This window comes from Neorhizobium sp. PAMB6716 (genome assembly GCF_058242805.1).
This window is the reverse complement of record NZ_JBZAYW010000002.1, coordinates 213,099-231,786: the sequence shown is the minus strand read 5'-3', so window position 1 is coordinate 231,786 and position 18,688 is coordinate 213,099. Positions and strand designations below refer to the sequence as shown.

16 protein-coding genes are annotated in these 18,688 nt (G+C 61.1%); 8 read left to right on the top strand and 8 right to left on the bottom strand.

All coding sequences use genetic code 11. From position 1 onward, the window contains the following. The first annotated feature begins 94 nt into the window (after nucleotides 1-94). The 4 genes from AC4CWH_RS19655 to ligD all read left to right on the top strand — a co-directional run bounded on the left by AC4CWH_RS19655 (nucleotide 95) and on the right by ligD (nucleotide 5,376). Complete coding sequence (locus AC4CWH_RS19655; RefSeq protein ID WP_491322006.1) at nucleotides 95-1,651, top strand: S10 family peptidase; 1,557 nt, start codon at nucleotides 95-97, stop codon at nucleotides 1,649-1,651. A gap of 72 nt (nucleotides 1,652-1,723) precedes the next feature. Beyond that, nucleotides 1,724-2,020 (top strand): hypothetical protein, encoded by a 297-nt coding sequence (locus AC4CWH_RS19650; protein ID WP_491287324.1) that lies wholly within the window; start codon nucleotides 1,724-1,726, stop codon nucleotides 2,018-2,020. Then, entirely contained in the window at nucleotides 2,017-2,862 is an 846-nt protein-coding gene (gene ku, locus AC4CWH_RS19645; protein WP_491322005.1) for a non-homologous end joining protein Ku, read from the top strand. The genes AC4CWH_RS19650 and ku (AC4CWH_RS19645) overlap by 4 nt, the downstream gene beginning before the upstream one ends. A 3-nt stretch (nucleotides 2,863-2,865) precedes the next feature. Further along, nucleotides 2,866-5,376 carry a DNA ligase D gene (ligD, locus tag AC4CWH_RS19640; RefSeq protein ID WP_491322004.1) on the top strand — a complete coding sequence of 837 codons (2,511 nt, stop codon included), beginning with the start codon at nucleotides 2,866-2,868 and terminating at the stop codon, nucleotides 5,374-5,376. Here the strand turns inward: ligD and ku (AC4CWH_RS19635) are convergent, their stop codons facing one another. Further along, nucleotides 5,377-6,168, bottom strand: coding sequence for a non-homologous end joining protein Ku (ku, locus tag AC4CWH_RS19635; RefSeq protein ID WP_491322003.1), 792 nt, complete (start codon nucleotides 6,166-6,168; stop codon nucleotides 5,377-5,379). A gap of 85 nt (nucleotides 6,169-6,253) precedes the next feature. On the opposite strand from ku (AC4CWH_RS19635), the gene AC4CWH_RS19630 reads away from it, so the two are divergent. The 3 genes from AC4CWH_RS19630 (at nucleotide 6,254) to AC4CWH_RS19620 (ending at nucleotide 8,591) form a co-directional block, all read left to right on the top strand. Then, nucleotides 6,254-6,430, top strand: coding sequence for a hypothetical protein (locus AC4CWH_RS19630; protein WP_491322002.1), 177 nt, complete (start codon nucleotides 6,254-6,256; stop codon nucleotides 6,428-6,430). 125 nt (nucleotides 6,431-6,555) lie between these two features. Continuing rightward, nucleotides 6,556-8,187, top strand: a complete 1,632-nt coding sequence (locus AC4CWH_RS19625) for a phosphoethanolamine transferase (RefSeq protein WP_491322001.1) — start codon at nucleotides 6,556-6,558, stop codon at nucleotides 8,185-8,187. Nucleotides 8,188-8,195: 8 nt separating this feature from the next. After that, entirely contained in the window at nucleotides 8,196-8,591 is a 396-nt protein-coding gene (locus AC4CWH_RS19620; protein WP_491322293.1) for a diacylglycerol kinase, read from the top strand. Nucleotides 8,592-8,636: 45 nt separating this feature from the next. On the opposite strand, the gene AC4CWH_RS19615 is transcribed toward AC4CWH_RS19620, so the two are convergent. The 7 genes from AC4CWH_RS19615 to AC4CWH_RS19585 form a co-directional block, all read right to left on the bottom strand. Next, entirely contained in the window at nucleotides 8,637-9,806 is a 1,170-nt protein-coding gene (locus AC4CWH_RS19615) for a CapA family protein (protein WP_491322000.1), read from the bottom strand. A gap of 19 nt (nucleotides 9,807-9,825) precedes the next feature. Further along, nucleotides 9,826-11,730 carry a CocE/NonD family hydrolase gene (locus AC4CWH_RS19610; protein WP_491322292.1) on the bottom strand — a complete coding sequence of 635 codons (1,905 nt, stop codon included), beginning with the start codon at nucleotides 11,728-11,730 and terminating at the stop codon, nucleotides 9,826-9,828. A 75-nt stretch (nucleotides 11,731-11,805) separates the two neighbouring features. Then, the gene (locus AC4CWH_RS19605) at nucleotides 11,806-13,380 is read right to left on the bottom strand and encodes an ABC transporter substrate-binding protein (RefSeq protein WP_491321999.1); all 1,575 of its coding nucleotides are present in this window, start codon (nucleotides 13,378-13,380) and stop codon (nucleotides 11,806-11,808) included. A gap of 22 nt (nucleotides 13,381-13,402) precedes the next feature. After that, complete coding sequence (locus tag AC4CWH_RS19600) at nucleotides 13,403-14,440, bottom strand: ABC transporter ATP-binding protein (RefSeq protein ID WP_491287739.1); 1,038 nt, start codon at nucleotides 14,438-14,440, stop codon at nucleotides 13,403-13,405. Next, nucleotides 14,440-15,414 carry an ABC transporter ATP-binding protein gene (locus AC4CWH_RS19595; RefSeq protein WP_491321998.1) on the bottom strand — a complete coding sequence of 325 codons (975 nt, stop codon included), beginning with the start codon at nucleotides 15,412-15,414 and terminating at the stop codon, nucleotides 14,440-14,442. The genes AC4CWH_RS19600 and AC4CWH_RS19595 overlap by 1 nt, the downstream gene beginning before the upstream one ends. A gap of 5 nt (nucleotides 15,415-15,419) precedes the next feature. After that, nucleotides 15,420-16,322 carry an ABC transporter permease gene (locus AC4CWH_RS19590; protein WP_491321997.1) on the bottom strand — a complete coding sequence of 301 codons (903 nt, stop codon included), beginning with the start codon at nucleotides 16,320-16,322 and terminating at the stop codon, nucleotides 15,420-15,422. Further along, nucleotides 16,319-17,293, bottom strand: a complete 975-nt coding sequence (locus AC4CWH_RS19585) for an ABC transporter permease (protein ID WP_491287343.1) — start codon at nucleotides 17,291-17,293, stop codon at nucleotides 16,319-16,321. Before AC4CWH_RS19585 ends, AC4CWH_RS19590 begins: the two co-directional genes overlap by 4 nt. Nucleotides 17,294-17,502: 209 nt before the next feature. On the opposite strand from AC4CWH_RS19585, the gene AC4CWH_RS19580 reads away from it, so the two are divergent. Continuing rightward, a complete protein-coding gene (locus AC4CWH_RS19580; protein ID WP_491287345.1) occupies nucleotides 17,503-18,405 on the top strand; it encodes a LysR family transcriptional regulator in 903 nt (300 codons plus the stop codon). Nucleotides 18,406-18,688 lie beyond the last annotated feature (283 nt).

The following is an 18,688-nucleotide window of genomic DNA, read 5'->3' as shown; positions in this document are numbered from 1 at the left end:
CGCAATTCGCCCTACATTGCGCCGGATCGAGATGAAGCCGGACCGGCGATCCGCCGGGCCGACAAGAAGACCGACCAAAAGAAGGACGAACCCTGTGCGCCCTACCCCTGTTCTGCCGCTGCTGGCCTTTTGCCTTTTGACCGCACCTGCCTTTGCGCAAGCGCCCTCCGGAACAGACGAAGGCGGCGATGAACGGCCGGCGCAGGAGCAGCCGAAAGCGCCGGAAAAAGACGAAGCTTCCGGTGGCATTTTCAGCCTTCTGCCGTCAGATGCCACAAGCGAGCATGTGTTGCAGACCAAGGCCGGGCCGCTGCCCTATACGGCAACCGCCGGCACGCTGTCGCTGCGCGGTGCGGATGGCAAGGTGACGGCCAAGATCTTCTATACCGCCTACCGCGCCAAGGACCGGGCGCCGGGCCGGCCCCTGACGTTTGCCTTCAACGGCGGGCCGGGTGCGGCGTCCGCCTATCTGCATCTCGGCCTCGTCGGCCCAAAGATCCTGCCGTTTACCGGCGATAATGCCGATGGCACGCAGCCGGTTCTGAAGGACAATCCGGAAAGCTGGCTTCAATTTACCGATCTCGTGCTGATCGATCCTGTCGGCACCGGCTGGAGCCGGGCTGCAAGTGAAGAGGCCGCTGCGCGCTTTTACAATGTACGTCAGGATGCCGAAAGCCTTGCCAAGGCGATCACGCTTTACGTGCAGACAAACGATCTTCTGTCGGCGCCAAAATATCTGCTCGGCGAAAGTTATGGCGGGTTTCGTGCCGCAAAGGTGGCGATTGCGCTCAAAAACAGCCAGAACATGATCCCGTCGGGCATCATCATGGTATCGCCGCTGATGGAAGGCCGCTTCCTGTTCGGCGCCGATGATGACCCGCTGGCAGCCGCCCTGCAATTGCCATCGCTTGCCGCCGCCGAAGCCGAGCGTAAAGGTCGTTTCGATGCAAAGGCCTTGGCCGATGCGGAATCTTTTGCCATGGGCGAATATCTGACGACGCTTGCCGGCAAGCCGCCGCAGGGCGAACAGGCGCAACGTTTCGCCACCCGTGTCTCTGAACTCACCGGCATTCCCGCTGACGTCGTGACCCGCACACGCGGCTTCATCGGCGATATCTATGCAAAACAGGCCGCCGGCGCGGGCCGTATCGTCAGCCCCTATGATGCAGGGATTACCCTTCCCGACGCCTATCCGGAAGCGCCTTACGGGCGCAATGACGATCCGGTGCTGGAGGGGTATACCCGCGCCTACGGCTCGGCGTTTTCCTCCTATGCCCGTGACGTCTTAGGCTTCCGCACGGAAATGACCTATTCGCTGCTCAACGAAGAGGTGAACCGCAAATGGGAATGGAATGGCGGGCGTGGCGGCGAAAACAATCGCGTTACCGCAGGCATCTCCACCGATCTGCGCGATCTCTTTTCCGTCATCCCCTCCTTCAAGCTGATGGTGGCGCATGGCTATAGCGATATCCTCACCCCCTATGGAATGAGCCGGTATGTGCTGGACCATCTGCCGGCAGAGCTTGTGGGCGACCGGGCAAGCCTGAAACTCTACCGCGGCGGCCACATGTTCTACACTCGCGACGAAGACCGCCGGGCAATGTTCGAGGATGCCCGTCGTTTCTATGAGGGCAACAAGGCCGGCGACTGAGATTCTTCTTTCCGCTCGCGTTTTGCCACACGGGAGCTGGAACTTTCGCCATCCTTCGTCACTTGATGAGGAATGGCAAACAGAGAGCAGAAATCTCCAACCTCCCCCAACGGTTTCGATGTTCGTGACCGGCTGATCCTTGCGCTTTACGCGCAGTTGAAGGCCGAGCGAGAGACGCGAGAAGCCATCGAATGGGCCGCGCGTCATGGCGGGCTATCCAACGAGGTGCTGGCTGCAATGGCGGCAGATCCCGTGCCCGTCATCACCGATGGCGATGTGGCAGCCGTCGAGCGGCTTTTGGCCCGCGATGAGGCCGGCAAAACCACCGGCGTGAAGACCAATTTTGCGCAGCAAGGGAGGAAGCCATGACACGGCGGGCAAGCTGGCGGGGGCAACTGAAGTTTGGCGATTTCATCTGCGACGTCGGTCTGTATTCGGCGCTCACGTCCACGGAGAAGATTTCCTTCAACATCGTCAACGCCAAGACCGGCAACCGTGTCGAGCGGCAATATATCGATAGCGATACCCGCGATCCGGTGGAAAAAGACGACCAGGTGAAGGGTTACGAGCTGGAAACCGGCGAGCACCTGATCATCGAGGGAGAAGAGCTTGCCCAGCTGATGCCCGACAATGACAAGGTCATCCGCATCAAGAGCTTTCTTGCCTGCGATGAGATCGACAAGCTCTATTTCGACCGCCCCTATTACCTCAGCCCTTCGACTGAGGGCGATGATCAGGCGCTGGCGCTGCTTGCCCGGTCGCTGAAGGATGAGGGCGTGGCAGCGCTTGGCGAAGCAGTGTTGTTTCGCCGCAACCGCATCCTCCTCATCCGCCCGCAGGCGGGTACGCTGGTCGCGACCACGCTGAACTATGATTACGTGTTGCGCGCGCAAAGCTCTGTTTTCAAGGGCATTGCCGATGTCACCTTCGATGAGGAAATGCTGGAGCTTGCCGGCCACATCATCGCCAAGCGCTCCGGCACGTTCGATCCCGCAGATTATACCGACCGCTACAACGATGCGCTGGGCGAACTCGTCAAGGCCAAGATCGAAGGCCGCCCGATCGAGAAACGCGCCCCGGAGAAACGCGACAACGTCATCGACCTGAGGCAGGCCCTGCGCGAAAGTGCCGGCGCTGGCGCGAGCGTCGGGGCGCCGAAGAAAAAGAGCACCGCTGCAAAGAAGAGCGGCACGAAAAAGAAGGCGGGCTGATCCATGGGGCTGCAGCGCTACAAGGCTAAACGCCGCTTTGATGCCACGCCGGAGCCGAGCGGCGACGGACAACCGGCCGAAACATCAGCCTCCTCGGGCGCAAGCTTCGTCATCCAGAAACACGCTGCCCGCCGATTGCATTACGATTTGCGGCTCGAAATGGATGGTGTTCTCAAAAGCTGGGCGGTGACGCGCGGCCCAAGCCTCGACCCGGACGAAAAACGCCTGGCCGTGCATGTGGAAGACCATCCCTTGACCTACGGCGATTTCGAGGGCGTCATTCCGAAGGGCCAATATGGCGGCGGAACCGTGATTGTCTGGGATCGCGGCACATGGCAACCGATTGGCGATGCCAAGGCGGGCTACCGCAAGGGCCATCTGGAATTTGCGCTGGAGGGCGAAAAGCTCTCCGGTCGCTGGCATCTGGTGCGCATGCATGGAAAGCCGGAGGAAAAGCGCGAGAACTGGCTGCTGATCAAGGGCGATGACGACGTGGCGCGCAAAGGGTCTGGCGAAGAGCTTCTGGAAGAACTGCCGCTTTCGGTGAAGACCGGCAGAAGCATAAACGAGGTGGCGGAAAAGCCAGATGACACCTGGAATTCCAAGCCGCTTTCGGCAAAGGCCCGCAAGGCGTCCGCCGGAGAACAGCAGGCACATGCCTTTCCCAAAGGGGCAAGGAAAGAGAAACTGCCGGACTTCGTGCCCCCCGCGCTTGCCACACTGAAGCCGAAGCCGCCGCGCGGCGAGCGCTGGTTGCACGAGATCAAGTTCGACGGATACCGCCTGCAGGCGCGCCTCGAAGATGGCAATGTGAAGCTTTTGACCCGCAGCGGGCTCGACTGGACGGAAAAATTTGGCCAGGCCGTGCCGGCAGCCTTTGCCGCCCTCTCTGCCAAGGCTGCGCTGGTCGACGGCGAAATCGTCGTGCAGAAGGATAATGGCGCGTCGGATTTCTCCGCCCTGCAACAGGATCTGAGCGAAGGCCGCGCCGACCGTTTTGTCTATTACGCCTTCGATCTTTTGCATCTCGACGGCATGGACCTTCGAAACGCCCCGCTCATCGAGCGAAAGGCGCTTTTGGAAAAGCTTCTGCCCTCAGGCCAGGAGGCGCTCCGCTACAGCGAACATTTTGATGAGAACGGCGATCTGGTGCTCGATCATGCCTGTCGCCTCAGCCTTGAAGGGGTGATCTCCAAGCTCCGCTCCAGCCGTTATGCCTCCGGGCGCGGCGGCCAATGGATCAAGTCGAAATGCTCGCTACGGCAGGAATTTGTCATTGGCGGTTATACACTCTCCTCCACCTCCGATCAGGCGATCGGCTCGCTGGCGCTCGGGGTTTATGAGGCGGGCAAGCTACGCCATGTCGGGCGCGTCGGCACCGGCTTTACGGCAAAGGTCGCGGAAATGCTGTTCCAGCGCCTGCAGCCGGCGACCACCAAGGAAAGTCCGTTTTCAGAAAAGCTGACCGCCCTTGCCCGACGTGACCTCTCTTACGTTACGCCAACCCACGTGGCGGAAGTGGAGTTTCGCGGCTGGTCTGGCGATGGAAACCTGCGCCACGCCGCCTTTCGCGGGTTGCGCGAGGATAAGCCGGTGGAAGAGATCCGCCGCGAGGACGACACGACCGTGGTGCAAAAGCCGGTGACGAGCACCATCCGCTTCACCCATCCGGACCGGCTCTACTGGCCGAGGGATGGCGTGACGAAAGAGGGTCTTGCCGATTATTACGCGTGCGTCTGGCGCCAGATCGCGCCCTTCATCGTCGACAGGCCGCTGTCTTTGCTGCGCTGCCCGTCTGGCATCGATGGCCAGACGTTTTTCCAGAAACATGCATGGCGCGGTATCAGCAAGTCCATCGGACAGATCGCCGACCCCAAGGACAAGGGCGGCGAGCCGCTGATCCGCATCACCGATTTCGACGGGCTGATGGCGCTGGTGCAATCGGCAACGCTCGAAATCCATCCCTGGGGCGCAACGACCCGCGCCTGGGAAAAGCCCGACATAATCACCATGGATCTCGATCCTGCCGATGATGTCGGCTGGCCCGCCGTGATCGGGGCCGCGTTTGAGCTGAAACGCCGGCTGGAAGATCTGGGCCTTTCAGCCTTCGTCAAAACCTCTGGCGGCAAAGGGCTACATGTGGTGACGCCGCTGAAGCCGCAAGCCGGCTGGGCAGAGGTGAAAGCATTCACCAAGGACCTTGCCGGCGATATGGCAAAATCAGAGCCGGACAAATATCTGGCGGTTGCCACCAAGGCCAAACGGAAAGGCCGGATCTTTGTCGATTACCTGCGCAACGGACGCGGCAACACCGCGGTCGCTGCCTATTCCACCCGCGCGCGCCCCGGCGCTGCCGTCTCCACGCCGCTCGAGTGGAGCGAACTGACGCCCGCTATCGGCCCGGATTATTTCACAGTGAACAATCTCTCCGCCCGGCTCTCGTCTCTGTCAGCCGAGCCTTGGGACGGCTTTTTCGCCAGTGCCCGGCCTTTGCCAAAAAAGACGGCGCGGTAATCACTTCCGCTCCGCCTGCAGGCTCTTCTTCAGCGCATCCATGATGTTGACGACATTGCCGCCGGTCTTTGCCGGGCCTTGCGCTTTCTTGGAGTTGGCCGCTGGCTGATCTTTTGTCTTTTTCGTCAGCAGCCGCTTCAGACCCTTCTCAATCGGATCCTGAACCAGAGACGGTTTCCACGCGGCCTTTGCCTTGTCGATGCGCTTTTCCATCGCACCGATCAGCGTCTTGTCGAACTTGCGATCAAGGTCCAGCGTCTCCACCGGCTCGCGCATTTCCTCGCCGTAATGCAACGTCCACAGGATGATGCCTTTTCCTGATGGCTCCAGCAGCACGGCATGTTCGCGCCGGTAAAGCACCAGCCGGGCAATGCCGACGACCTTGTTTGCCTTCATCGCCTCGCGAATGACGCCAAAGGCCTCCGCGCCGAGCTTGTCCTCGGGTTTGAGGAAATGCGGGCGGTCATACCAGATCCAGTCGATGGAGCCTGCCGGGACAAAGGTCTGGATATCGATGATGCGCGTGCTTTCCAGCGCCACCGCATCGATTTCATCATCCGTCAGAAGAACAAATTCGCCGTCGTCCTTGGCAAATCCATGCACCTGATTGCGGTTCGATACCGGCTTGTGCGTGACGCTGTCGACGTAGCGGCTTTCCACCCGGTTGCCGGTCTTCCGGTTCAGCACATGAAAGCGGATCTTGCCACTTTGCGACACCGCCGGCGTCAGCGAGACGGCCGCCGTTACCAGCGAAAGCCGCAGGTGGCCTTTCCAGAATGTCTGCCTCGCCATTGCCTTACTCCGGTTCCATGACGCCCAAGTATCGCCGGGACATTTTGCTGCATATCTCCGCGTTCTTATTTTAGAAGACGAAAAAATGACAGACTATCAGTTCGCGTATGCAGAAAAAAATTACGCCTATACAGTAGTTGTATTCGCGCGGGATTTCACCTATCGCGATGTTTCTTCCGTCAGCCATCTCTTAATGAGCGAAACGGATGGAAGTTCCGGGACCCTGTATTGCGCCACGGCCAAGTGCCTTGCCGGCGGATGACGGGAGCCTGATGCGCCAGGCGCCTCCGAGACGTTCAGGCTGCTGTCAGGAATTTTTCCCACTGCCTTATCAACAGACATCTTTCTGGACCCCGGTCCAGCCAATGCGCAGGGAAGGACATTGCATTGAAACTCAGGGCGCCGTGGGCCAACCGGCCGCGCATTGGCAGCATCACGCTGGCCATAGCGACCGCTTTTTATGTGCTGATCGTGCTGAACCAGAGCTTCTGGGGTAAGACCTTCGACTATCTCTCCGGGCAGCACCTGGCGCTCGCCTGCATGATGGCAGGGCTTGCCGGCGGCTATATCGCGCTCTTCGTCACCGTTTCGGTCAAATACATGATCAAGCCGATGCTGATCGTGTTCATCCTGGCGTCTGCCGGCACGTCCTGGTTCATGGACCAGTTCGGCGTCATCATCGACCTGGAGATGATCCGCAATGCGGCGGAAACCTCCGGGCCGGAGGCCAACCACCTGCTGACGACAGGCCTTGCGCTGCATATGCTGGCCTATGGCCTCATTCCCTCGGCGCTGATTGCCTGGGTGCGCGTCGAGCACCGGAACTTCCCGAGAAAATTCGTCTATAACATGGCCGTCATCATCCCGAGCCTTGCTCTCCTGATAGGCGCCGGGCTTGCGCAGGCGGGCATTTTTGCCTTTGCCACCCGCCAGCATCGCGACTGGTTCGACAGCCTCAACCCGATCTTCCCCATGGTCAGCGCCGGGCGTTATCTCGCAGGCTCCGCAAAGGAGCGCGATATCGTGGCGCAACCAATCGGCACCGATGCGAAAGTGCGCGATGCTGCGACCGCTCAAAACCGCAAGCCGCGTGTCACCATCGTGATGGTGGGCGAAACGGCGCGTGCCGACAGTTTTCAGCTCGGTGGTTATGCCCGCCCCACCAACCCGGAACTCTCCGAACGCGACATCCTTTATTTCACCGACACGTCCTCCTGCGGCACGGCAACCGCCGTTTCGGTACCTTGCATGTTTTCAGGCCTCGGGCGCGGCAGCTATTCCCATGGCAAGGGGCTTGCGCGCGAAAACCTGACGGACGTGCTGGTTCATGCCGGCATCCGCACCGAATGGTGGGACAACAATACCGGCAGCAAGGGCATGGCTGAGCGCATTCCCTACAAGGAGCTTTACCGCTCCAACGATCCGCGCTTCTGCCAGGATGGCGAATGCAAGGATGCCATCCTTCTCGACCAGCTGGACAACTGGCTGAACTCGGTGACTGAAGACAGCGTGCTGGTGCTGCACCAGCTTGGGAGCCACGGGCCTGCCTATTACGCGCGTTATCCCGACGACTATCGCCGCTTCCAGCCCGATTGCCGCTCGTCGGAATTTTCCAAATGCCACCGCGACGAAATCGTCAACGCCTATGACAATTCCATTGCCTATACCGATCATATCCTGGCGACGACCATCGATATGCTGAAGGCCCATGAAAACCGATTGGCGCCCTCGATGATCTACATGTCCGACCACGGCGAATCGCTGGGGGAAAAGGGCCTCTTCCTGCACGGCGCACCCTGGGTGGTGGCCCCGTCGCAACAGACCCACATTCCCTTCGTGCTGTGGCTGGGAGACGAGGCGAAACGCCGGACAAACCCCGCCTGCTGGGCAAAACAGGTGTCGGAGCCGCACTCCCATGACAACCTGTTCCACACGGTTCTCGGCATGATGAATGTGGAAACGAGCGTGCGCAATCCGGCGCTCGACCTGATGGCCATCTGTCAGGCGGGCATCAGTTGAGCCAGAACATGCCGCACAAGATCAACGGCCTGCAGCATCTGGCCGCAGCACAACGGTATTCGCTCAGTGGCCTGTCGAGGCTCTGGCAGGAAACGGCCTTTCGCCACGAGGTGGCGGCCCTTGCCGCCTCGCTGGTGTTTTTCGCGCTGATCGGGGCTTCACCGCTCAGCTACGTGCTTCTCCTCATGCTGTTCCTGATCGTATCGGCATTGGAAGCGGTCAACACCGCCATCGAGGAAATCATCGACCGCATCTCGCCCGAACTTTCCTCGACCGGGCGTCACGCAAAAGATCTTGGATCGTTTGCTGTCTATTGCGGTCTTGTCGCCTGGGCGCTGCTTTTGGCCTATGCGGCGGCTTCAGCCTTTGTCGTGCCAGGGCTTGCCGGTCTGGCACATCCGTGACTGCCTTCGGTTGACCAATGCCTGCGCCCATAGCCGCCGCCTCTGTCACGGCTGATGGCGTGCGACGCGTAGACGTTCGTCCGGGCTCAGGCGCGAGACCATGCGCGCAAAGATGTCTGCTGCATCTGGTTCGGCAAGCAGGGACGGAGCAGGCGCCGTTGCGGTGTGGCTGGGGCGACCGACGGAAACCGGCAGAAGGTTGACCTGCCGGCACCGCCCCTCGTCGTCCAGCGTCAGGCGAAGGGCGGCGCTTCGCCAGACATCGACGCCCGTATCGTCATAGGTTTGCGCCCGGCCTGTGTGGAAGATGAAGTTGCCGAGGCCCGAGATGATCGCCCTCTCCCGGTGAAACCGGAGGGGTTGCAGGACAGGCGCACCGGTGCCGATGATGAGGTCGCATCCGGCGTCGACCAGACGGTCCGCCAGCTGGTCGAACCAGACCGGCGTCCGGCTCCACTCCGGCTCCCAGTGATGATTGTGCAGCAGGATCACGACAAGGTCGCCTTCGTCCTTGGAGCGGCCAATCGCGGTGGTGACCCGCGCAAAGTCTTCGGCGGCCGCCGTCCAAACAGGTTCGACGGCTTTCCCGCAAACAAATTGCGTCCCGAAGGCTTCAAAACCGTCACCTTCCGCCGGTGGCGTATAGCCAACCGAACGGCGCGCGGCGAGCCGCCTGTCATCGCCCAGCGCCTGGTGAACGGACAGAAGGCTTGCGTATTCACCAGCGGGCAGGCTGACGCTCCTTTTCATGCGAAGCGGCGCAATGCCGGGACGGCTGGTGTCTGCATAAACGATGTCGGCCTGCGGTCCCAGATCAAGGCTATAGACGGCGAGTTTCCGCCCGTTGAGGTGAAGCCGGGCCGGCGCCATGGCGTCGCCGACGTTTTCGCCGCTGCCGCAGGTGGCAATGGCGTGTGCCTCCATGGCATGCCGGGTCGCAGCGATCCCGGGCGGGCCAAGGTCGAAGGCATGGTTATTGGCATGGCCCATCACGGTGAAGCCCAGATGTTTCAGGCTTTCCAGCACCGAGCCGGCCACCGCATGAACCGTCTTCGTCTTCGTTGGCCAGGCGCCCTCTGCCTCCACCACGCCCTCGAAATTGGCAATGGTTGCATCCGCCTTGAGGAAGGAGAGCATGCTGCCATCCCTTTGCCCGTCAAGATCAAGAGGCTGGTGGATCAGGGTCTGTCCGGTAACGGCCAGCGTAACGGTCATGGCAAGGTCCTGTCGGCGGTCAATCGGCGGGGCAAAGAAGGGGGCGCAACGTATCCTTCGAGACCACGGGAAGCGTGAGGCAGGAGGTGCGCACCGCGTCACTGAAAACACTATTCCTTGCCACCTGGCGCGTTCGGCCTGTACCGATCGGCGCGTATGTGTTGGGGTTCACATCGTATTTCGGGAAATTCGATGAGGAGATGTCGAGCCGGATCCGGTGGCCCTTCTGGAAAAGATTGGCGCTGGCGAAAGGTTCGATGGTGATGGAGAAGACCTCTCCGGGCTCGATCGGCTCCGGCGCCTCGAAGGACTTGCGATAACGGCAGCGGAAGATACCGTCGGTGATGTTCAGCGCATAACCCGCCGGATAATCGGCGCTCGGCGGATAGACGTCAATCAGCTTGGCTGTGAAATCCGTGTCCGGTGCATCCGATGACACGTGAAGCGTGATGGTGATGGGACCCGCCACGGCCAGATCCTCCTCAAGCGGCTCAGTCTCGAAGGACAAAACGTCGGGCCTTGCAGACAGCGGCAGGCCGGGCCTGTCACAGCCGAAGAAGCTCTCAGCCTCCCGCTGATCAAAACCGCCGCCTTCAAAGATCGGCTGGCCACTGGTCAGAGAGCCACCGATGGTGGGCACTGGATGGGCCGGGTCGAAATCATAAACGAACGGCGGACTGTCGGCAGCCGGCAGGCTCTCGTTGAGGTGCCCATTCTGATGCAGGTGAAATTTTCGATACATCGTCTCGGGAAGCGGCCAGTGTTGCGCCTGGAACCAGTTCCCGCCGTGATCGAGGCGTCCCTCGGCGTTGCGCGTGCCGGTACCGCCGCCCATGAGGAAGAAGCGCACGACAGGATCACTGTCCGCAAGCGTCGTTTCGTTCTTCAGGCAGCTGTCAAACCAGTTGCGGCGAAACTGAAGCCAGCTCTCCATCACATTGCCGCCGAGCGGCGCCTTGTCCCCGAAGGAGACATCACCGGCAAAAGTCGTGTTGCGGTTGCCATGCAGCCAGGGCCCCATGATCAGCCGCAGGGGACGGTCAGGATTTCCGGAAAGGCCGCCATAGTTGTCGAGCGTGGATTTGACATAGGCGTCATACCAGCTGGACATCAGGACGATGGGCACCTGCGGGAAGGTCTTGTAATAGCCTTCCATATAGAGCCCGACGCGCCGCCAGCTATCGTCGAATGTGCCGCTGCGCCATTGTTCGAGCAGGTAGCTCTCATAGTCGGGCGCTGCGCGCACCGGCGACACGCCTTCGCGCCACGGCATGGCCTTGAACCATGCCTTCAGGTCCTCCGCCTCGATGGCGGCACGTGCGCGCGCATCCACGGCCTCCTTGGCATTGTTGTAGGCCCAGGTCGCCTGCTTCAGCTCAAAGGCGCCTCCCTGCCGAATACCGCACTGATAGGCATTCGAAAAACCACCCGAATCCATCACCATGCAGGCAAGGCCTTGCGGGTTGAGGCAGGCAAGCGCTGCCTGCGTGTGGGCGGCATAGGAGAGGCCCATGGTGCCGAAGCGGCCATTGCACCAGTCCTGCTGGACAAGCCAAGCCGCCGTGTCGAAGCCATCCTCGGCCTCGGAAATGTATTTCGAGAACTCGCCCTCGGAATTGTAGCGACCGCGGCAATCCTGGTAGATGACCACATAACCGGCGCGCACAAAAAAGCAGGCGACGTCTTCGCGTTTCATTGGCGAAGCCATGCCCACTTCGATCTCCGAGCGCGACCTCTCCGCCTTGCCATACGGCGTGCGCTCCATGATGACCGGATAGGCGCCGGCAACGGCTTTTCCGCCGCGGGCCGGTCGGTACACATCCGTGGCGAGCTTGATCCCGTCACGCATGGTCACCATCACATCACGTTCCACGATCACGTCATCGGCAATCGTGTCCAGGCGGGCAGGCGCCAGACTATCCATCATCATCAAGGTCCTTTGGAATTCATGCGGCAAGACAGGGGGCCGCAACGCTTAACCGCCCCCTGTTCGTCCGGTTTATTTCACCAGCTTGGCAAGCGTTGCACTGGTGTCTTCGGTCATGTTGGCGTCATAGGTGATGTTGGCCTTGCCGGCCCAATGCACCTTCTGCCAGTAGAGCGGCAGGACCGGCATGTCGGCGAAGACATATTTCGTTGCCTGCTGCAGCAGCTGGATGCGCTTCTCGGGATCGAACTCGGCCATGGCCTCGTTCATCATGCCATCGAACACCGGGTCGCTGTATCGCGTGCGGTTGAACGAGCCGGTGCCGGCCTCCTTGTTATTGGTCATCAGGAGGTTGCGAAGGCCGGTTGCCGAGGTGGGCGTGGAATTGCCGAGCGAGAAGATGAAGGCGCTGAACTCCTGGGCGGACGCGGCCTTGGTATAGACGTTATAGGGCTGCGCCACGACGCCATTCACCTTCAGTCCGCCCCGTGCAAACATCTGGCCAAGGGCCTGCGCCACTTCCGAATCGCCCGGGAACCGGTCGTTGGAGGTGTGGAGCGTTATGCCGAAGCCATCCGGATACCCGGCATCCGCAAGCGCTTTCTTCGCTTCTTCCGGCTTGTAGGCGGCAGCCTCGATGCTTTCGTCATTGCCGGCTACGCCACCCGGCACCAGCTGCCCGGCTGCCTCCCCCGATCCATCCAGGATGCGGTCGATGATCAGCTGGCGATTGATCAGCTGCGACAGTGCCACGCGCACTTTCTTGTCCTTCAGCGGGTTCTTCTCGAGCGGCTTTCCAGCCTTGTCGGTCACGAACGGGCTCTGATCGCGCGCCGTATCGAGCGCCAGATAGATAAGCCGCGCCGATGGGATGGAATAAACCTGAAGGCCTGACGTTGCGGTAATCGTCTTGACGTCGCCGGGGGGAACCGCATCGATCAGATCGACGGAGCCCGAGCGAAGGGCTGCCACGCGCGAGGCATCGTTGGAGATAAATTTGATGGTGACCTTATCGAAATCCTGCGCCTTGCCCCAGAAGGCGTCATTGCGGGTCAAGGTCACGTTGTCGCCCGGCGTCCAGGACGTGAACTTGTAGGCGCCGGTGCCGATTGCCGCCTTGCCGCTGTTGAAATCCTCGATTGTTGCGGTCTCGGCCGCCTTTTTGCTGACGATATAAACGAAACCGACCTGCTCGATGAAATCCGGCGTCGGCTTCTTGGTCTTGAACTCGATCGTCAGATCGTCGAGCGCCTTCATGCTGTCGATGGAGGCGACATTACCGGAAAATGGCGCCGGGCTGTTGGGGATGTTCTTGGCGCGCGTCAGGGAAAACATGACGTCTTCGGCCTTGAGCGGCGAACCATCATGAAATTTCACGCCCTCGCGCAGCTTCACGTGCCAGGTCAACGGATCGATATTCGTCCAGGAGACGGCCAGCGCCGGATGGATACCGATCGTCGTATCGGTTTCCAACAGCCGGTCGAAGACCTGCATGGCAATGTTCTGGTTGTTGCCGGTGCGCGAAAACTGCGGGTCGATGGAGGACGGTTCGGTCGAACTCCCGACGATCAGGTTGGCGGCATTGGCGGCGGTGACAGCCAGCAGCAGGCTCGCGGCGGTGGCAAGGAAAAAGGATTTGCGTACCATGGTCGTGTTGTTCCCTTCTTGGTTATATGACCGGTTGCGCTGCAGCAGCAGTGTTTGATGCAGCAGGTATTTCATTGAGATGGCAGGCACTCATCTGGCCCGACGACGTTGCCTGAAGAAGCGGCCGCTCCACACGGCAACGCTCAAAGGCCAGGGGACAGCGAGGATGGAAATGGCATCCTGACGGCGGGTTGAGCGGCGAAGGGATCTCGCCCTTGATCGGCGTGAACACGCGGCCGCGGTCGCGGATGCTTGGCAGTTCGCGGATCAGCGCCTGCGTGTAGGGGTGCCTTGGCGCGGAAAACAGTTCATCCGGCGTTCCGGTTTCCACCACACGGCCGAGATACATGACCACGACCCTGTCGCAGATATGCTTCACCACGCCCAGATCATGGCTGATGAACAGGTAGGTCAGTCCGTATTCGCGCTTGAGGTCCATGAACAGGTTGAGGATCTGCGCCTGGATCGACACGTCGAGGGCTGCCACCGATTCGTCGCAGACGATCAGTTCCGGCTTCACGGCCAGCGCCCGGGCAATGCCGATGCGCTGGCGCTGGCCGCCGGAAAACTGGTGCGGGTAACGATCGAGATAGGAGGGATCGAGCCCGACACGGGCCGCCAGCGCCGCGACATAATCGCGGATATCTGCCCGCGGCACGATGCCGTGAACGCGCGGCGCCTCCCCGATCAGATCGATAACGCGCTTGCGCGGATTGAGCGTCGACATCGGGTCCTGGAAGATCATCTGCGCGGCAAGCCGGGCCTGGCGCTTGTCATTGCCCTTCAGATCGGCCAGAGGCCGGCCCTTCCAGCGCACCTCACCATCGCTGACCGGCATGATGCCGGCCATCATGCGCCCGAGCGTCGACTTGCCGCAGCCGGATTCCCCGACCAGCCCGACGACCTCGCCGGGATGAACAGCGATATTGACCGTATCGACGGCATGCACCGTCTTTTCCTGCAGATTGGCGCCGAAAGCGCGCGCCAGTTTTTCGGCATAATCCAGCTTGCGCGAGAAGCGGCGGCTGACGTCGATGCCTTCGATGAGCGGGGTCGTCATCACGCGGCCCTCCAGGAATGGGGGTGGAAGCAACGCCATTCCCGGGCATTGGCAAGCGCAATGGCCGGTTCCGTGGCGCAGATTTCGGTGGCGCGGGCGCAACGGTCGCGAAACGCGCAGCCGAGCGGACGCGAGAGCGGAGACGGCGCCATGCCGGGAATGGGACGCAGCGGCTCACCGCGCGGAACGGCGGCCGGCACGGCGTTCATCAGGCCAACCGTGTAAGGATGGGCGGGATATGTCAGCACGTCCTCGACCGGCCCGGCCTCGACGATGCGGCCGGCATACATGACCATCACCCGTTCGGCGAGCGTGGCAACGACGCCGAGATCATGGCTGATCCAGATCAGCGACATGCCGAATTCCTGTGCCAGACGCTTGATCTCGAAGAGGATCTGCGACTGGATCGTCACATCAAGCGCGGTGGTCGGCTCATCGGCGATGATGAGATCGGGGCGATGCAGGAGCGAAATGGCGATTGCCACGCGCTGACGCATACCACCCGAGAACTGGTGCGGGTAGGCATCCAGCCGCTCCTCCGGCGAGGCAATTCCAACCAGTCCCAGCGTGTCACGGGAACGGGCGCGCGCCTCCGCATACGACACCTTTTCGTGCGACCGGACCGTCTCGATCATCTGTGTGCCGATGGAGAGCACCGGATTGAGCGTCATCATCGGATCCTGGAAGATCATGGCAATCCGCCGGCCGCGGATCATGCGCATGTCTTTTGCCGATTTTGTCGTCAGCTCTTCGCCGTTGAAGCGGATGCTGCCGCTTGCCACATGGCCCGGCGGATCGACGAGACCAAGAATGGAGAAGCCGGTAATGGATTTTCCGGAGCCGGACTCGCCGACAAGGCCGACGATCTGGCGACGTGCGACGGTGAAGCTCACACCATCGACGGCCTTGATGACACCGGCGCGGGTGGGAAAATGGGTGGAGAGGTTGGAGACCTCGAGGACGGGATCGGTCATTGTGATTACCTCTCGCCCAGGCGTGGATTGAGGATCTCGCGACAGCGATCCCCGGTCATGTTGATGGAAAAGACCAGCAGCAGCAGAAGCAGGCCCGGATAGACGCTGATCCAGTATTCGCCCGACATCAGCACCTGATAACCATTGGCGATGAGAAGCCCGAGCGAAGGTTCTGTAATCGGCAGGCCGATGCCGAGGAAGGAGAGCGTCGCCTCAGCGGAGATCGCGTTGGCCACCTGCAGCATGCCGATGACGATGAGCGGCGGCAGGCAATTGGGCAAAAGATGGCCGAACAGGATGCGAGGCGTTCCGATGCCAAGTGTTACGGCAGCCTCGACATAATCCTTGTTCTTCTCGACAAGTGCGGCGCTGCGCACGGCGCGGGCAAAGGTTGCCCATTGAACGAGGATGAGCGCAAAGATCACCTTCCAGACGCCCTGCCCGAGAAGCGCCAGCAGCATCAGCGCCACCAGAATGGTCGGCAGGCCGAGCATCAGATCGACGATGCGCATGATGATCGTGTCGATACGTCCGCCGAAATAGGCGGCGACAAGGCCGAGAACAGTGCCCACCATCAGCGCGACAAGCCCCGAAAAGACACCGACGCCCAGCGAGGTGCGCAGGCCATAGACCATGGCCGACAGCATGTCGCGCCCCTGCCCGTCCGTGCCGAGCCAGAAAGTAAGCCCCGACATGCTCTGTTCACCCGGCGGCAGCTTGGCATCGAGAATGTCGAGCGTGGCCAGGTCGTAAGGATTTTGCGGCGTGAGCCACGGGCCGGCCAGCGCCGTTGCAAACAGAAGAAGACAGATAAGCGTGGCGACAAGCGCCTTGGGGCTGCGCAGGATGCCCATGGTGAGGCGTCCGGTCAGTGTGTCCTCGCGTCGCAAAGAGGCAAGAATGCTCATTGGGCATCTCCAAGGCGCACGCGCGGATCGATCAGCGAGTAGAGAATATCGACCACGAAATTGATGAGAATGAACAGGCTGACGATCACCAGCAGGTAGGCCACCACCACCGGGCGATCGAGCCGCATGATGGAATCGATCAGCAGCTTGCCGATGCCCGGCCAGGCGAAGATGGTTTCCGTCACCACGGCAAAGGCCAGCATGCTGCCAAGCTCCATGCCGATCACGGTGATCAGCGGGATGAGGATGTTTTTCAGGACGTGAACGAACACGATCCGCCGCTCGGAAATGCCCTTGGCGCGGGCGAACTTGACGAAATCGAGCGGCATGGTTTCGCGCACGCCGGTGCGCGTCAGGCGGATGACCAGTGCCAGCTTGAAAAGACAGAGATTGACCGCCGGCAGGATGAGGTGGGTCAATCCATCGATGGAAAACAGGCTGGACTGGAGCCCGAGAAACGAGCCAAGTTCCCCGCGCCCGGTTGAGGGAAGCCAGCCGAGCCAGACCGAAAAGATCATGATCAGCATCATGCCCTGCCAGAAGCTCGGCAGGGAAAAGCCGAGGATGGAACCGGTCATGATCGCTTCGTCAGTCTTGCTGTTCGGCTTCAACCCGGAAATCAACCCCAGAGGAATGCCGATGGCAAGCGCGATCACGAGAGCCGTAAACGTCAGTTCCAGCGTGGCCGGCAGGCGCTCGAAGATCAGGGAAATGGTCGGCCGGTTGAAGACGAAAGAGCGGCCGAGATCGCCGTGTATGGCGTTCCAGGCAAAGGTGAAGAACTGCTGCCACAAGGGCTGGTCGAGGCCGAGCGAGGCAATCACCTGCGCACGTTCGGCAGGGCTTGCGTCCGGAGAGATCAACATCTCCACGGGATCGCCGATGGCATAGACGCCGAGGAAGACGACAAACGCCGTCACCAGCAAGACGGCCATGCTCTGCATCAGGCGGCGGATGACGAAGACGGTCACGGTTGCCGCTCCCGCGCAATTGCGGGCGGACACAGGTGTTGCATCGGTAGGACCCCTTGTTTTTCGTTTTATGGGAAGGACGATAACGCCCGCGTCGACAGGCGCAATCATATGAGTTGTACGCATCATGTTATGCATTTTGCGCGACCTGTCAGGTTTGCTCCGCTGGCCGCTTGCCTTCGCTTCCGACTGCCTTAGGATCGGCGCCCATGAACCTCAGGCAGCTCGAAATTTTCAAGACCATCATGGATACCGGATCGACCATTGCGGCGGCAGCCCAGCTTGGTCTTTCGCAATCGGCCATCAGCCGCCAGCTCTCGGCGCTGGAAGAGGAGATCGGCCGGGAACTCTTCCTGCGCGACAAGGGCCGGCTTGTGCCGCGGCCGGAGGCGCATCTCCTGGCCGGCGAGGTGGAGGAGGTATCGCAAAGCGTCGCCAAACTGCGCACCAAGATCGGTGATCTGCGCACGGGCATCTTCGGTGAGGCGCTGGTGCGGGTCGCTTTTCCGCATAGCCTCACCACGACCATGCTGCCGCCGCTGGTGGCGCGGTTCAAGCAAAGCCATCCGCGCGTCACCGTCGAGATCATGAGTGGGCCTTACGACGCAATCGAGCGCATGGTGCGGGGCCGGATAGCCGATATCGGTTTCGTGCGCCTGCCACCGGAAGAACATTCCTTCGATACACGCAGCCTCTTCTCCAGCGGCACGACCTGCGTCATGCCCGCCGGACATCCGCTCTCCCAGAAAGCCGCCATCGAAGTCCATGACCTCGCGCGCAACGACCTCATCCTGCTCGGGCGGCAGCGGATCAATCGCAATGAACTGGAGCATGAACTCCGGCGCATGGTGCCGACCTATCGCTGCAGCCTGGAGGTACATTCCGTCGAGACGGCCTGCGTCTGTGCCGCACAGGGACTGGGCATTGCGATCGTCCCCTCTCTGATTGCTGCCTTCTTCCGCAGCGAACACCTTGTCATGCGGCCATTCCTGCCGGACAAGAAGGCCGATTACGGTATCATCACGCCTGCCGGTGCACCGCTGTCCTGGAGCGCGGAGGCTTTCATCGAGATCGTCAGGCAATACAGTCTCGAACCGGCTGCCGCCTGCTGATAAAGAGGACGTGCCGGGTGCGGCCCCTTCAACCGGGTGCGCAGGAGATGCCGGCCACCCTTGCTCGGCCTGCGCCTTCACGCCGGAAGTCGTTTTTCTTCAAAGTCTTGCGCGGCGCTTGCTGTCGAACGCTCGTTGGGCGCGGTTGTGACCGTGTGATGTCTTGATCCGCCCCCCTTCTATCCGATTGCCCCCTTCCCAACCGCACATGTTCAGCTGCGGCGGCCGTCAGACATGGCCGGTTTCCTGTTGTCCACCGCGCAGGATCGACAGCGTAAATTTT

Excerpts from the sequence above, each read along its gene's own strand:
- AC4CWH_RS19650 (WP_491287324.1), top strand. The coding sequence starts at position 1,724 with ATGGCAAACAGAGAGCAGAAATCTCCAACCTCCCCCAACGGTTTCGAT.
- ku (WP_491322005.1), top strand. The coding sequence starts at position 2,017 with ATGACACGGCGGGCAAGCTGGCGGGGGCAACTGAAGTTTGGCGATTTC.
- ligD (WP_491322004.1), top strand. The coding sequence starts at position 2,866 with ATGGGGCTGCAGCGCTACAAGGCTAAACGCCGCTTTGATGCCACGCCG.
- ku (WP_491322003.1), bottom strand. The coding sequence starts at position 6,168 with ATGGCGAGGCAGACATTCTGGAAAGGCCACCTGCGGCTTTCGCTGGTA.
- AC4CWH_RS19630 (WP_491322002.1), top strand. The coding sequence starts at position 6,254 with ATGACAGACTATCAGTTCGCGTATGCAGAAAAAAATTACGCCTATACA.
- AC4CWH_RS19620 (WP_491322293.1), top strand. The coding sequence starts at position 8,196 with ATGCCGCACAAGATCAACGGCCTGCAGCATCTGGCCGCAGCACAACGG.
- AC4CWH_RS19615 (WP_491322000.1), bottom strand. The coding sequence starts at position 9,806 with ATGACCGTTACGCTGGCCGTTACCGGACAGACCCTGATCCACCAGCCT.
- AC4CWH_RS19610 (WP_491322292.1), bottom strand. The coding sequence starts at position 11,730 with ATGGATAGTCTGGCGCCTGCCCGCCTGGACACGATTGCCGATGACGTG.
- AC4CWH_RS19605 (WP_491321999.1), bottom strand. The coding sequence starts at position 13,380 with ATGGTACGCAAATCCTTTTTCCTTGCCACCGCCGCGAGCCTGCTGCTG.
- AC4CWH_RS19600 (WP_491287739.1), bottom strand. The coding sequence starts at position 14,440 with ATGACGACCCCGCTCATCGAAGGCATCGACGTCAGCCGCCGCTTCTCG.
- AC4CWH_RS19595 (WP_491321998.1), bottom strand. The coding sequence starts at position 15,414 with ATGACCGATCCCGTCCTCGAGGTCTCCAACCTCTCCACCCATTTTCCC.
- AC4CWH_RS19590 (WP_491321997.1), bottom strand. The coding sequence starts at position 16,322 with ATGAGCATTCTTGCCTCTTTGCGACGCGAGGACACACTGACCGGACGC.
- AC4CWH_RS19580 (WP_491287345.1), top strand. The coding sequence starts at position 17,503 with ATGAACCTCAGGCAGCTCGAAATTTTCAAGACCATCATGGATACCGGA.